Source organism: Tunturiibacter psychrotolerans, from assembly GCF_051013365.1.
In the GTDB taxonomy this organism is placed as follows: domain Bacteria; phylum Acidobacteriota; class Terriglobia; order Terriglobales; family Acidobacteriaceae; genus Edaphobacter; species Edaphobacter psychrotolerans_A.
The window spans coordinates 1,999,408-2,013,263 of record NZ_CP132941.1 but is presented as its reverse complement, the minus strand read 5'-3'; the positions used below and the strand labels follow the sequence as shown (position 1 = coordinate 2,013,263).

Annotated in this window: 15 protein-coding genes; 9 read left to right on the top strand and 6 right to left on the bottom strand. The window is 58.5% G+C overall.

Annotated features, from left to right (window positions below; translation table 11 throughout):
* Positions 1-3: 3 nt before the first annotated feature.
* Positions 4-963 (bottom strand): oxidoreductase, encoded by a 960-nt coding sequence (locus tag RBB76_RS08560; RefSeq protein ID WP_429627838.1) that lies wholly within the window; start codon positions 961-963, stop codon positions 4-6.
* A 153-nt stretch (positions 964-1,116) separates the two neighbouring features.
* Here RBB76_RS08560 and RBB76_RS08555 point away from each other — a divergent pair, with 153 nt between their 5' ends.
* From RBB76_RS08555 to RBB76_RS08525, 7 genes are all read left to right on the top strand, one after another.
* Complete coding sequence (locus tag RBB76_RS08555; RefSeq protein WP_429627839.1) at positions 1,117-2,067, top strand: catalase family peroxidase; 951 nt, start codon at positions 1,117-1,119, stop codon at positions 2,065-2,067.
* Between the two features lie 94 nt (positions 2,068-2,161).
* Entirely contained in the window at positions 2,162-2,719 is a 558-nt protein-coding gene (locus RBB76_RS08550; RefSeq protein ID WP_429627840.1) for a YceD family protein, read from the top strand.
* 69 nt (positions 2,720-2,788) lie between these two features.
* Positions 2,789-2,974 carry a 50S ribosomal protein L32 gene (rpmF, locus tag RBB76_RS08545; RefSeq protein ID WP_125485089.1) on the top strand — a complete coding sequence of 62 codons (186 nt, stop codon included), beginning with the start codon at positions 2,789-2,791 and terminating at the stop codon, positions 2,972-2,974.
* A gap of 33 nt (positions 2,975-3,007) precedes the next feature.
* Complete coding sequence (gene plsX / locus RBB76_RS08540) at positions 3,008-4,012, top strand: phosphate acyltransferase PlsX (protein ID WP_429627841.1); 1,005 nt, start codon at positions 3,008-3,010, stop codon at positions 4,010-4,012.
* A gap of 435 nt (positions 4,013-4,447) precedes the next feature.
* Entirely contained in the window at positions 4,448-4,795 is a 348-nt protein-coding gene (locus RBB76_RS08535; protein WP_429627842.1) for an ArsR/SmtB family transcription factor, read from the top strand.
* The gene (locus RBB76_RS08530; RefSeq protein ID WP_429627843.1) at positions 4,776-5,285 is read left to right on the top strand and encodes an SRPBCC family protein; all 510 of its coding nucleotides are present in this window, start codon (positions 4,776-4,778) and stop codon (positions 5,283-5,285) included. The genes RBB76_RS08535 and RBB76_RS08530 overlap by 20 nt, the downstream gene beginning before the upstream one ends.
* A 44-nt stretch (positions 5,286-5,329) precedes the next feature.
* Positions 5,330-5,887 (top strand): DinB family protein, encoded by a 558-nt coding sequence (locus RBB76_RS08525; protein WP_429627844.1) that lies wholly within the window; start codon positions 5,330-5,332, stop codon positions 5,885-5,887.
* A gap of 384 nt (positions 5,888-6,271) precedes the next feature.
* Here the strand turns inward: RBB76_RS08525 and RBB76_RS08520 are convergent, their stop codons facing one another.
* The 3 genes from RBB76_RS08520 to RBB76_RS08510 are packed head-to-tail and all read right to left on the bottom strand — an operon-like array spanning position 6,272 to position 8,185.
* A complete protein-coding gene (locus RBB76_RS08520; protein WP_429627845.1) occupies positions 6,272-6,682 on the bottom strand; it encodes a DUF1634 domain-containing protein in 411 nt (136 codons plus the stop codon).
* Positions 6,679-7,521: a sulfite exporter TauE/SafE family protein gene (locus tag RBB76_RS08515; RefSeq protein WP_429627846.1), complete on the bottom strand. Its 843-nt coding sequence runs from the start codon at positions 7,519-7,521 to the stop codon at positions 6,679-6,681. The genes RBB76_RS08520 and RBB76_RS08515 overlap by 4 nt, the downstream gene beginning before the upstream one ends.
* 13 nt (positions 7,522-7,534) lie before the next feature.
* Positions 7,535-8,185 (bottom strand): thiamine phosphate synthase, encoded by a 651-nt coding sequence (locus tag RBB76_RS08510; RefSeq protein ID WP_429627847.1) that lies wholly within the window; start codon positions 8,183-8,185, stop codon positions 7,535-7,537.
* 189 nt (positions 8,186-8,374) lie between these two features.
* Between RBB76_RS08510 and sthA the strand changes: the two genes are divergently transcribed.
* Both sthA and RBB76_RS08500 read left to right on the top strand, forming a co-directional pair.
* A complete protein-coding gene (gene sthA, locus RBB76_RS08505; RefSeq protein WP_183973408.1) occupies positions 8,375-9,772 on the top strand; it encodes a Si-specific NAD(P)(+) transhydrogenase in 1,398 nt (465 codons plus the stop codon).
* A 33-nt stretch (positions 9,773-9,805) separates the two neighbouring features.
* Positions 9,806-10,705 carry an ROK family protein gene (locus RBB76_RS08500; RefSeq protein ID WP_429627848.1) on the top strand — a complete coding sequence of 300 codons (900 nt, stop codon included), beginning with the start codon at positions 9,806-9,808 and terminating at the stop codon, positions 10,703-10,705.
* Positions 10,706-10,720: 15 nt separating this feature from the next.
* On the opposite strand, the gene mutM is transcribed toward RBB76_RS08500, so the two are convergent.
* Complete coding sequence (gene mutM, locus RBB76_RS08495; RefSeq protein WP_429627849.1) at positions 10,721-11,554, bottom strand: bifunctional DNA-formamidopyrimidine glycosylase/DNA-(apurinic or apyrimidinic site) lyase; 834 nt, start codon at positions 11,552-11,554, stop codon at positions 10,721-10,723.
* Between the two features lie 40 nt (positions 11,555-11,594).
* Positions 11,595-13,625 (bottom strand): spermidine synthase, encoded by a 2,031-nt coding sequence (locus RBB76_RS08490; RefSeq protein WP_429627850.1) that lies wholly within the window; start codon positions 13,623-13,625, stop codon positions 11,595-11,597.
* Positions 13,626-13,856 lie beyond the last annotated feature (231 nt).

Here is a 13,856-nt window from a genome sequence, read left to right as displayed (position 1 = left end):
ACGTCAAAGGAATTTGATCCCTGTGAGCTCTTCGCAAATCTTCCATAACCGAGTGGCGGTGGCAGTGTCATTTCCTTGTGGAGCTACCTTTGCCGGTCCCACTTCTTCACCACGCATCTCCTGGAAACCCTGCGGGCCATAGTAGCCGGCGTCTTTCGCGTTGATCGAGGTTGCGGCATAGAGCGTCGGTAGGGCTCCTTCTGAATCGGTATTGAGCACGATACCGATGACATGACCAAGTAGAGTGCGAAGGCCGTTTTCAACTGCGGAGTATTGGCCCGACTTAAAGAGGTTGGTGTTAGCGACGCCGGGATGAGCGGCGACACTCATGATGCCTAAGTTCGCAGCGCGTAATCGGCGGTCGAGTTCGAAGGCGATTAGAAGGTTGGCAAGCTTTGATTGTTGATAGGCGCCCATCGGAGAGTACTTTCGCGCGGACTGCAGATCGTCAAAGTTGATGCGCCCCCGTTTATGCGCAATCGACGAGATGGTTACAACTCGAGGTCTTCCGTCTACTGCAGCGGAAGATTCAGTATCAGCCCGTTCGAGAGCAGGCATGAGGAGCGCAGTAAGCGCGAAATGACCGATAACGTTAGTGCCGAATTGCAACTCGAACCCATCAGCCGTTTCCAGGCGGCGTGGCGGGGTCATAACACCGGCGTTGTTGATCAGCAGATGCAGGGGGCAATGCTGCGCGAGCTCCTTAGCGGCAAAATCGTGGATAGAGGCTAGAGACGCGAGATCGAGGAGTGCCAACTCGGCATGTGTACCCGGCGAATCGGCTTGCATGCGGGCGAGAGCTGCCTCGCCTCGTCGCCGGTCACGGCAGGCGAAGATGACATGAGCTCCTTTACGAGCGAGCGTCAAAGCTGTGTGGTAGCCGATACCGCTGTTCGCGCCGGTAATGAGAACACGCTTGCCTGTCAGCGATGGAATGTCCGATGCTTGCCACTTCTTGCTCATTGGTATTGGACGTAACCGGAGGCTGGTAAAGATGCGAACTATTTCTTTCCCTCTGGCCGAGACGTTTGTTCCTGCGCCAACAATTTAATCGAGCGAAGAGTCGGTTCTAACTTGGCTGAATCAGAGTCCAGTAGATTGAGATGAGGAGAAAATATGCCGCTTCCTACCGATGAAAGACTTATTGCGCTTAGCGATCAGATTCTGCAACAGTTCGACACGATCTTTGGACTGAACCCTGGCTTTCGTCCAGCCCATGCCAAGGGCATCATGCTGACTGGCACGTTCACGCCGTCTGCGGAGGCCGCCACATTGACGAGGGCACCGCATATCGTGTGCGATTCGACGCCGGTGACTGTGCGATTCTCGGACTCGACAGGCATTCCTCTGGTACCGGATAACGATCCGAATGCGAATCCTCGTGGATTTGCGATTCGGTTCAATCTTGGCGAGCACGTTCATACCGATATTGTCAGTCATTCGACCGATGGTTTTCCGACTAGGACAGGACAAGAGTTTCTGGAGCTTCTGACGGCGTTGGCCACGAGCGACCCCAAGAATCTGGCTGGAACTCCGCTCGAAGCGTTTCTCGGTTCTCATCCGAAGGCGTTAGCTTTTGTGCAGGCTCCGAAGCCTGCGCCTTCGAGCTTCGCTCGCGAGAGCTACTTTGGCGTGACCGCGATGAAGTTCACCAATAAGGATGGAGTCAGCCGCTTCGGTCGGTATCGCATCGTTCCTGAGGCGGGGAATGAGCATCTTGACGATGCTGCTACCGCAGCGAAGGGGCCGGACTACCTGATGACCGAGATCGTGGAGCGGGTTGGAAAGGGTCCGGTCAAGTTCAAGATCATGGTGCAGATCGCGAACGATGGCGATGTGGTCGATGATGCGACGATTCATTGGCCGGAAGATCGCAAGGTTCTGGAACTTGGCACACTCACGCTGACTGCTCCTGTTGCCGACACGGCGCGTGAGCAGAAGCAGATCATCTTCGATCCGATTCCGCGGGTTGATGGAATTGAGCCTTCGGACGATCCTCTGTTGGAGCTGCGGGCGGCGATTTATCTGATCAGTGGGCGGCGTCGAAGATCTGCTCCAGCGAGCTAGGGAAGGGTAGCGGCTTTCCGTTTCGGAAGAGGCGGGAGGCCGCGTCTTTTCAGGGCCATTTGATCTCTGCCGGGAACCTGCTACGCTTAACGCTGTGCTGATTACTCCGCTCCAACTCGTCGATGAACCGCTTGAATTCAATGAAGTGATCCCCCAGGGACAGCTCGACTATGCGCCCGATATCCGGCAGGTGGGTCCGCTCCCGGTGAATGGCGTGGCGGATCTGTTGATCGAGCATCGCAGCTCGAGCTCGCATGTGAACGATATCCGGCTGCGCGCGAATTACAGTGCGAACTTCGAGATTCTGTGCGCCCGGTGTGTCGATCCGGTCGCAGTGCCTCTTTCGGGGGACTTTGACTTGATTTTTCGTCCCGAATCGGCCGATGCGGATGCCGGAGAGCGTTCTATTACTGCGGACGAGACCGAAATCGGGTATTATCAAGAGAGCGGTCTTTTGCTGGAGGATGTGGTGCGAGAGCAGGTGTTACTCTCCCTGCCGAGTCGCACTCTCTGTACGGCGGACTGCAAGGGGCTTTGCCCGCGCTGCGGTCAGAATCTGAATCAAGCGAAATGTTCCTGCGATGAGGCTCCGGCCGATCCGCGTTGGAATGCGCTTGCGGGTCTGGCGGACAAGCTCGAGTTGAAGCACTAATCAAGTTTTTGCCTCGTCGACTGCGTGCTTTTTGCGTGATTGCCGCGGCCGATTGAAAGGGATACTGCAATGCCTAATCCAAAACGGCGCCACTCCAAGCAACGGACTGCCAAGCGCCGCAGCCACGACTTTTTGACCCCCACCGGCCTCTCCGAGTGCCCCAACTGCCACGAGCGCAAGCTTCCCCATCGTGCCTGCCGCAAGTGCGGTACGTACAAGGGTCGCGATGTGCTTGTGACCAAAGAAGCCAGCTAACATCTCTTCCTTAAACCCTGCTCTTCCCTGCTGATGCCGATAGACATCGTTGTAGACGCAATGGGTTCCGACAAGGCCCCCGAACCTGAGGTTCGCGGGGCCGTCCTTGCTGCTCGCCAATATGACGTCCGCGTGCACCTGGTTGGTCCGGAGGACAGGCTTCGTCCGATTCTGCGGCAGGCGTTGCGGGGGCAGCGGCTGCCGGTCTTCATTGTGCCGGCCACAGAGTGGATCACGATGAGTGACAAGGCTGCGCAGGCAGTCCGGTCCAAGCGCGATTCGACGATGCGGGTGGGGCTGAAGATGGTCCGCGAAGAGCGTGCTGCAGGGTTCTTTACTGCGGGCAATACAGGCGCGGCGATGGCTACGGCCAAGATGGTCCTGGGAATGCTTTCTGGAGTTGACCGTCCTGCTCTGGCTACGATTCTGCCGACGATCAAGGGCGTTCCGTCGCTACTGCTCGATGTTGGGGCGAATGTGGACTGCGATCCGGACAACCTCGTCCAGTTTGCGGTGATGGGTTACATGTACGCGAGGAACGTGCTGAGGATCCACAATCCCAAGGTAGGCCTGCTTTCGATCGGCGAAGAGGATTTGAAGGGAAACTCGCTGACCCGCGATACGCTGCCGCTGCTGAGGGCTCTGACGAGCATCAACTTCATCGGCAACGTGGAAGGGCGCGATCTGTTCAACGGCCATAGCGATGTCGCGGTCTGCGACGGTTTTGTCGGAAATGTTGCGTTGAAGTCCATTGAAGGAACGGCACAGTTGTTGAGTGCGTCGCTGCGGGAGTCCCTGAAGTCGACTGTGACCTCGCAGGTTGGCGCGCTGCTGTCGCGGAAGGCGTTCGCGGAGTTCAAGAAGCGGCTGGACTACTCCGAGTATGGCGGCGCGGTGCTGCTGGGCGTGCGCGGCGTTTGCATTATCGGGCATGGGTCGTCGAACGAGAAGGCGATTATGAACGGCATTCGTGTGGCTGCGGAGTTTGCGCAGGCCGAGGTGAACTCCGGCATTGAATCGGCTCTGCGGTCTTCGTAGGTTTTCTTGGCTCACTAACCCCCCCCCCCTATTACCGGCGCACAAGTCCTTTGTTATTAACGGTTTGCGAGAGGGTTACCCTCGCAAATTTGTCATAACAAAACAGTTACGTCCAAATTCGTCATAACAAAACAGTTACGGATAAATCCTGCTTTGCAAAAAAGAATGGCCTCGAGGATTAACAACCTCGAGGCCATTCTTTTTTGCTCTGGATTTAAGTATAGCGGTTTGGTGATAACTCATACGCCACGCGATTGTTCAGGATTGGCGCGGGTTTTCGTGTGCAAGGGGCTTGACAGGATTTTGGAGGTGAAGGCGAGACGGCGGTTATCTGAACCCTTTCTGCTCGGCATTTCGAAACGAGACTCGGGACGGAAATTCACGAATCGCATAATTCACATTTGACATCAACCGATAATCCACTACCATACGGTTGTGAATAAATTGGATACGACATTTGCGGCTTTGTCTGATCCAACCCGGCGAGCGATGATCGAACGCCTCTCGCATGGGCCTGCCTCTGTGCATGGATTGACGGAACCGTTTGCACTCTCGCAACAGATGATTTCGAAACATATCGCCTACCTGGTGCGGGCGCGAATTGTGATCAAGACAAAGCGTGGACGGGAGAGTGTGTGCACGCTCAGGCCAGAGGCGATTAAGACGGTCAGTGACTGGGCGATTAGCTATCGCCGATTCTGGGAAGAGAGCTTCGACAAGCTGGAAGTCGTTGTCAATCAAATGAAGAAAGAGGAGGCCAGAGATGGCAGAAAACACGGCTAACGAGATTGAACGGATGGTTGTGACAAGAGTTTTTGATGCCCCACGCGAGTTGGTTTGGAAGGCGTGGACCGACCCGAAGTACATCATGCAGTGGTGGGGACCGAAGGGCTTTACTGCGCCCGTTTGCAAGATGGATTTTCGCGTTGGCGGAAAACTTCTCTGCTGCATGAAGGCGCCGGACGGGCAGGAGGGCTGGAATGCGGTTGAATACCACGAGATTGTTCCGTACGAGAAGATCGTTTCCTCCATGTACTTTTCCGACTCGGAGGGAAACAAGGTTGACCTTGCGGAATTAGGAATAGAACATGAGGCCATCGACGGTGCGTACGACGTGACTCTCTTTGAGGATCTCGGAGACGGCCGGACGAGACTCACGCACATTGGAAATGAGCCCATGGAGAGCGCGAAGAATAGCGGTCAAATGGAGGGCTGGATCGAGATACTCGATAAAGTTGCCGCAGTAGTGGCGGAGCTGGCCCAAGCGAAATAAGAAGCTGAAGTTTTGATTCGCGAAACTCAATCCTGGAGAAAGAAATGAAAAGACTACCGTTTCTCGCTATCGTCCTGGTGGCATTCGCATTTGCCGCCCAAGCCCAGGATGCGATGAAGAAAGATGCAGCCAAACCTGCCGATCCGGAAGTGAAAGTCGTGCTCGATTCCTGGAATGAGATTGGCCGCAAGCTGACGGCGATGGCCGAAGATTTTCCCGAGGACAAATATGACTCCAAGCCGACACCCGCGGAGCGGAGCTTCGCCGAGCAGCTGCTGCACGCGGCGGGTTCATGCTACTACTTCACGAATCCTGTGATGGGGCAGAAGCCTCCCGCGGGAGATCCGAGCCGCAATCAATACAAATCCAAGGCCGACATCGTTGCGTTCGTCAAGAAATCCTTCGCCGATGGCGCAGCCGCCATCCAGGCGAAGGGCGAAAAAGGCATGACGACGGAGGTTGTTTATTTTCCTCAGCAGAAATCGCGCGTGATGGACATTGCGTACGGCATCATCGAGCATAGCGGTGAACACTACGGCCAGCTCGTTGTGTACTACCGCCTCGCGGGTCTTGTACCGCCGGAGTCGCGGCCCAAGAAGTAAAGGCAAAGAGGTCCCCCGTCCTTATCGCGCCCTTGGCGCGAATGGGCGGGGATTTTGGTCTTTGGATCTTCAATATTCAATGCGCCGCGCAGCCTTGGTGGAAACCTGCTTCTCGTCCGTTGCGATCTAGATGAGTGCGAGATCGCCAATGCTACTCATCTAGAAAAGATAAGTAACGATAAGGCGTCTTTACCGATGTCTGATTCTGCTTGTCCGAAGTGGCGACTCGGAGGAACGGCAGAATCAACGACAACCGCAGATCCCCTTCGGGGATGACAACCAAAAGGACAGGCAACGGCAAGAGCAACCGCAGATCCCCTTCGGGGATGACAACCAAAAAGACAGGCAACGGCAAGAGCAGATGCCTTACCCTTTTCGTTTACCTCAGCGGAAGAGGCTGATGATGAGGATTGTGAGGACGGCGATGCTGACGGCGGTGTAGAGACGGTCGCGTTCGATGGCGAAGCCGATGACTCCGAAGAGGACGCGGGCGATGGGGGTGGCGATCAGCAGGAGGATGCCTAGCTGGATGATGGCGGTGGGGTCTCCGGCAGCGAGCAGAGGGAGAAGGTGCGAGGGGTGGCGGAGGTTGGCGGACTCGGCGGAGAAGGTGCGGTAGTTCGCGGGCTGGTTTGCGCGTGCGATGAGGAAGAGGACTCCGCCTATGAGAACAGTGACGGAGGCGAGGAGGACGCCGGTCTGTAGGAGGCGGCCCATGAGCATTTCGAGGCGATGGTCGTCGAATGTTGGCGTGGGCGATGCGCCGGTGGCCGTGGTTTTTTGTTGTTCTGTCATGATCTGCCCAGCCAGCCGTTGACGATCATCTCGATGCCGAGGGCGAGGATGACGAAGGTGAAGATGGTTCGCAGGAGGGAGACGCGAGCTTTGACGAGCAGCTTCGCTCCGAGCAAAGAGCCTGCGAGGACGCCGATCATGACAGGAAACGCCAGGCCGGGGTTGATGTAGCCGCGTTGGAGGTAGATGCCGGCGCTGGCGGCTGCAGTGACGCCGATCATGAAGTTGCTGGTGGTGGTGGAGACTTTGAAGGGGATGCGCATGATGCGGTCCATGGCGAGGACTTTCACGGCGCCTGAGCCGATGCCGAGGAGGCCGGAGAGAGTTCCGGCACCGAACATGGTGGCGAAGCCGGCGGGGATGCGGTCGACGGTGTAGTCGAGCTGGCCGCCGTTGCCGTCGGGATAGGAGCCGGACATGCGGAGGCGGTCGGACCAGGGATTTTTTGGGTGCGGGGTGGTTTCGGGGTGGTGGGTTTGTTGCCAGGAGAGCCAGGCCGAGTAGAGCAGGACGAGGCCGAAGACGATTGCCAGGGCGTGGGTGGGGATGCGGGTGGCGAGGAAGGCTCCGAAGATTGCTCCAAGGGTAGTGGCGACCTCGAGGAACATCCCGATGCGGATGTTGGAGAAGCCTTCGCGGACGTAGGCGGCGGCTGATCCGGAGGAGGTGGCGATGACGGAGATGAGGGAGGCGCCGATGGCGTAGCGGATGTCGACGTGGAAGGCCAGGGTGAGGAGGGGGACTAAGACGACGCCGCCACCGAGGCCGGTCATGGCTCCGAGAAGGCCGGCTGCGAGCGAACCTGCGAAGACCAGCGAGGTGAAGAGAGCGAGCGGCATTCGAGTGTGACGATTATGGCATGAGGCTTTTAGGGGATGTTAGGAGACTTTCTGCGGAGCGATGGAAGAGGCGGATTCCGGCGATTCCGGTCGCTCCTGCTTCAAGGCAGGAGGGGATGTTCTTCAGGGTGACGCCGCCGAGCGCGTAGATGGGAATGGGGGCGGCGGCGAGACAGGCGGCTCGAAGCTGGTCGAGTCCCTGGCCGGGGAGCGGTTGCTGGTTGGGGAGGGGCTTCTCGAAGACTGGGGCGAAGAGGATGGCGTCGACGTTTTCTGTGCGGGCGCGTTGGACGTCGGCGAGGGTGTGGCAGGAGATGGTAATGAGAGGTACGGGGTGGTTGGCGGAGATGGAGAGGTCGTCGACCTGGGCGGGGGTGAGTTCTGCTGGCGATGAGGAGAGGTGGACGCCGTGGGCGTTGGTGGCGAGGGCGATGTCGGGGCGGGAGTTGATGAGCAGGCGCGTTGGGCTGGCGGTCAAGTTGATGGTTTGGAGGAGTTTACGGGCTATGGTGGCGAGGGCGGCGGCGGGGAGATCCTTCTCGCGAAGCTGGATATAGTCGATGTGGTCGGCGATCCAGCGGGTAGCTTCGGCGAGGAGGGCGGCTTGTTTTTCCTGTTCGCTGCCGGGGTAGAGGGCGCGGTTGGTGATGGCATAGCGAATCATGGTCCAATCAGTGTATGGTGCCAAGGTCCCTTGAGTGCAGCCTGTGATGTTGGTGTGGTAGTTTCAAGGCAGTAAGGCGAATGCGCACACAGTTAAGTAACTGGCCCCTCACGATCGCCACTCGAGGGGCCGATAACGGGACAAGAACCAGCCTCGAGTTGGAGTGTATGTCCATGAGTATGTGCCACTATGAGTAGTGTTTACGATCTGATTGTCATCGGGTCCGGGCCAGCCGGGCAACGAGCTGCAATTTACGCATCCAAGCTGGGAAAAAAGGTCGCGCTGGTGGAGATGCGTGAGGTCGTCGGGGGCGCCTGCATCAGTACTGGCACGATTCCTTCGAAGACCATGCGTGAGGCGGTTCTTCACCTCTCCGGATATAACTACAAGTCCATCTACGGGATGAACTACCGGGTGAAAGAACGGATTACGATGGCGGACCTGGCTTTCCGGGTGCAGCACGTGATCAAGACCGAGATTGACGTGACCGAGGCGCAGCTGTCGCGCAACAACATCGAGATGCTGGTGGGTGTGGCGAGCTTTGAGGACGAGACGCACGTGAAGGTGACGAACTCGCGCGGCTCGACGGTGTATGAGGCGAAGAACATTCTGATTGGGACCGGGACCAAGCCGGCGTCGTCGCCGAAGGTGCCGATCAATGGGCGCAGCATCATCAACTCGGACCTGGTGCTGGAGCTGGTGAACCTGCCGAAGACGATGATTATCGTCGGTGGCGGTGTCATCGGCGTTGAGTACACCTGTATGTTCTCAGCCCTCGGAGTGCGGGTGACGCTGATTGAGCGGAGACCGCGGCTGCTGGAGTTTGCCGACCAGGAGATCATCGAGGCGCTGAGCTACCACCTGCGGGATTCGCGGGTGACGATGAGGCTGAACGAAGAGGTGGAGTCGGTCGAAGAGATGCCGGATGGGACCGTCGTGGCGAATCTCGAGAGCAAGAAGAAGGTTCAGGGTGATGCGTTGTTGTATGCCGTTGGCCGACAGGGAAATGTCGACGAGCTGAACCTGGCTGCGGTGGGGATCGAAGCAGATTCGCGTGGGCGTATTCCGGTGGACAAGGATTTCAGGACGAAGGTGCCGCACATCTTTGCGGTGGGTGACGTGATTGGATTCCCGTCGCTGGCGTCGGTGTCGATGGAGCAGGGCCGTGTGGCGTCGGCGCGGGCGTTCGGCGACGATAATGTGCTGTCGAACCCGGGACTTTATCCGTATGGGATCTATACGATTCCTGAGATCAGCTTTATCGGGAAGACCGAGGAACAGCTCACTGAGGAAGATGTTCCGTACGAGGTGGGCGTGGCTTACTATCGCGAGATTGCCCGTGGGCAGATTCGCGGCGATACGACGGGCCGGCTGAAGATTATCTTTCACCGGATGAACCACTTGATCCTCGGCGTTCACATCATTGGCGAGGGTGCGAGCGAGTTGCTGCACATCGGCCAGGCGGTGATGGCATTGGGCGGAAAGCTGGATTATTTCGTAGATACCGTCTTCAACTACCCAACTCTCGCAGAATGTTATAAAGTTGCGGCTTTCAACGGGTTGAACCGCGTCAGCAAGTTTGAGTAGAAATCGGCAACCCAGGACGAGGCGGACAGGGTAATGGCAAAGACAATTGGGGTAATACTTTCGGAACGGATTTCGGCTGGGCTGGTGGTGGATCACAAGCTTGTGGGGCCGGTGCGACGCTTTCCTGAAGATCACGACGACGAAGATGCTCTGGTAGAGCAGCATACCGAAGCGCTGGTGGAGACGATCACAAATCAGGTGCTCCTCGCGGCCGATGGGGCGAAGGATTTCACCGCGGTAGGCGTGGCCCTGCCGGGGTTGGTGAAGGATGGCGTGGTCGCTGAGGCGCCGAACCTGCCGCAGTTGAAGGGTGCGAAGATTCAGGAGCTGCTCATCGCACAGTTGCGCAATCACGGGCTAGATGTCAGCGTTACGGCGGTGAACGATGCCGATGGCATGGCGGCAGGCCTGGCTTCGATGCATGGCAAGCTGGACAGCATGATTCGAGTGTGGACGCTGGGCGTTGGAATCGGCTATGGGCGGTATCCGTTTGCTCCCGGCGCCTGGGAGGGCGGACATTCCGTGGTGACGCTCGACGAAAAGGAGCGCTTCTGCGGGTGCGGCGGCCGCGGGCACATGGAAGGGATCATGGGGCATCGTGCGATGCGGCTGCGGTTCCTTGATATGGAGCCGGAAGAGGTCTTTGAAGCAGCGAAGCAGGGCGATGCCCGCTGCGTGGACTTCAAGCGGCTTTGGCATAAGGCGTTGGCCGCAGCATCTTCAACTACGATTCACATGGCGGGGCCGGGAAAGATCTTCATCTCAGGGTTCAACACGCGGTTTCTGGATATGTCGATGCTGAAGGACTACCTCGCGCAGATGGTGAAGATGAGTCCGTTGCAGGGCTACTCGCTGGAGATCGTCGAAGATACGCCTGAGGTGCGGGTGATCGGAGCCGCTGTCTCGGCTGAGCAGGCTGCTGCCGCCCGGTAGGCGGTACACTCCCGGCTATTTCTGGCAAGTGGTGCAGTAGTGCGTGCTGCGACCTCCTACTACGACGCGTTTGATGGGTGCGCCGCAGATGCGGCAGGGCTGGCCGGTGCGTGAGTAGACGTGGTGGTGCAATTGGAAGAAGCCAGCGACTCCGTCTGCGTCGACGTAGTCGGAGACCGACGAGCCGCCCAGCTTGATCGCGGCAGAGAGCACCTTGATGAGAGCAGAATGAAGGCGAGTCAGTTCGGCTCGGGTGAGACGACCTGCGTGGCGTGTGGGACGAATGCCGGCGTGGAAGAGACTTTCGTCGGCATAGATGTTGCCTACGCCGTGTAGTAGAGACTGATTCAGCAACGCTGCTTTGATGGGAGTTTTGCGGCCACGGAAGAGTGCGATGAAATCCTCAAGACCGATGGTGAGAGGTTCCGCGCCGGGTCCTATGTATTTTTCCTCGGGGGTGGCGGCTTCCACAATCGAGAGCCTGCCGAAGCGGCGAGCATCGACGAAACGAAGTTCCTTTCCGCTGCTTAGAGTCAGGATGGCGTGTGTGTGTGGCGGGATTGGTGTGTCGGGCGTCGAGACGAGCAGGCGGCCAGTCATGCCGAGATGGATGAGGAATTGCGCGGTCTTCTTCCCGTGTTCTTTTGAGCGTGTCAGATCGGCGACGATCGTTTTGCCGACGCGGTGGACGCGGTCGATGCGGCTGCCGGTGAGAACTTCGATGATCTCGTCGGGTGAGGACTTGAAGGTTTGAGGCTTGTTGCTGGTCCAGACGGAGCGGATGGTTTGACCGTGGATGCGGGCGTGGACGCCATTGGCAACGGTTTCGACTTCGGGGAGTTCAGGCATGACTGTTTAAGTATAGGAGCGTGCGCGGCTTCGTCGGAGATTAGTGGTGTGACAGCTGCAGGATGGGGAGGATGCTGGAGTAGTCGTCGGTCCAGACACGGAGGCGTGCGTCTGTGGGGACGGTGCTGGCTACGGCTGCGACTTCCGGTTGATCAAAGAACGCGGTATTCGAGCTGAGCAGGATCCACGTGGCGCGGTAGGCCCCGAGTGAATCGTCGGGCTGGCTCTCGATCAGTCTGGACTGCATGTTGGCGGCGGCGGCGAGTGCAGCGAGCTCTGGTGGGAGATTGAGATATTGGTTGGAGACGTGAAAGGCAATGATGCCGCCCGGCGCGAGGTGTTTCTTGTAAAGCTCGATCGCCTGGATGGTGAGCAGATGGATGGGAATGGCGTCGCCGGAGAATGCGTCGATGGCGAGGACGTCGAAGTTCTGTGGGGACTCGCGCGTCAATGAGGTGCGCGCATCGCCGTCGGCAAAGGAGATTTGCGCTGGGGAGTCGCGCATATAGGTGAAGAGGTTTTGCGCGATGGGGCGAACGAGCGGGTTGATCTCGTAGAAGCGAATGCGATCGTTAGCTGTGCCATAGGTTGCGATGGTGCCGGTGCCGAGGCCGATGACGCCTATGTTGCGTGGGCGTGAGTCGCAGCAGTGGTTGAGCGCAACTCCGATGCCGGAGTCGTCGGCATAGTAGGTGGTGGGAGTACGAGTGAGTCCGGGCGCGAAGAGCTGCGTGCCGTGCTGGATCGTGCCGTTGAGCAGCATGCGCTCGGTGCCGCCGTGGGGGCCATTGCGCTGCTTCACGCGAAGGCTTCCGTAGAAGTTGCGAGCTTCGAGGATGGCCTCGTGGGCGTAGGCGGTGTGCAGCATGATGCTGAAGAAGAGGAGCAGTGCCGCGGCGGTGGACCAGAGAAGACGCTGCGGCCATCCGTCGTTCCAGGTGACGGCGATGGCGAGAGCGGCGGTGACGAAGAAGGAGATGGCGAGGTCGTAGTTGGCGGAGAAGATGAGCGGACTGGCTATGCCGATGAAGAAGGTTCCTGCCGCTCCTCCGGCTGCAATCAACAGGTAGAAGAGAGTTGTTTCGGTGGGGCGCTGCGGGCGGAGAGCGTAGGTCTCGGCGTGGCAGAAGAGGCCAGCGAGAAAACACTCGGCGAGGAAGAAGAGGATGGCGATGCCGATGGGCAGGCTGACGTCGGTCTTCGAGATGGCGTAGCCGAGGCTCGCCAGCATGACGACGAGCAAACGCACGATGATGCCGCGACGGTACAGGCTAGGGAACTCGAACGCGAGGATAAAGGTGAGCAGGTAGACGGCGAGCGGAAGCATCCAGAGCAGAGGGATCGCGGCGATGTTGACGGTCAGATGGCTGGTGACGGCGCTCAGCTGCATGGCGGCGGCCATGGGAAGGAGAAACCAGAGCCACTTGGCTCGGCGTGGTGCGTTGGGTGCGGGTTCCGGCTCGTCGGCCGGTGTTGGGGTGGGATGAAGTTGGCGTGCGAGGATGGCGCAGAACACTGCGTAGAGGAGGAAGCCGGCTGACCAGAGAGTTCGCTGGAGCTTGAGCGTGAAGTGCGGTTCGACCAGGAATGGGTACGAGATGAGTGCGAGAAGAGAGCCGAAGTTCGAAAGCGCGAAGAGGCGGTAGGGGATGGTGCCGCCCTTCGTGCGCTGAAACCAGACTTGCAGAAGAGGGCTGGTGGCGCTGAGCAATAGGAACGGCAGGCCGATGGTGAACGCGAGTGTCGTGAAGATCGTGGTGACGGGGTGATCGAAGCCCTGGCCGATCTCCGGCGGGAAGATCTTTTGCGCGATCAGCAAAACGGCCGCTGCGGCGAGGGTGACTAGGTAGACATGGCGGCGCCAGGTGGTGGCCTGGCAGCGGGTGATCCAGTGGGCATAGAGATAGCCGAGGAGCAAGGTGGTCTGAAAGAAGACGAGGCAGGTGAGCCACACCGCGGAGGAGCCGCCAAGGATGGGCAGAAGTTGTTTCGCGGCCATCGGCTCGACGAGGAAGAGCAGGAGGGCGCCGAGGAAGATAGTGATGCCGTAGAGCAGGCGTGGGGCTGGCATTTGGTTCTGTGAGTCTCCCGTGATGCGCGGTTTCGGAGTGGTGTGTTCGTTCTTGATCTTGAGCGACCGCGATTCAGTTCGCCGGGGCGCAGGAGGAGGATATCGGGAGATTTGTAACTCGCGCCATCGAAAAGGACGTTCTGAAGATTTTTGCGGGACTAGGCGGATTAAAAAAATGCGCAGAGGAATGAATCGCTGAAACTACTGGCGTGGGTGCGACGTCTTGCTGCT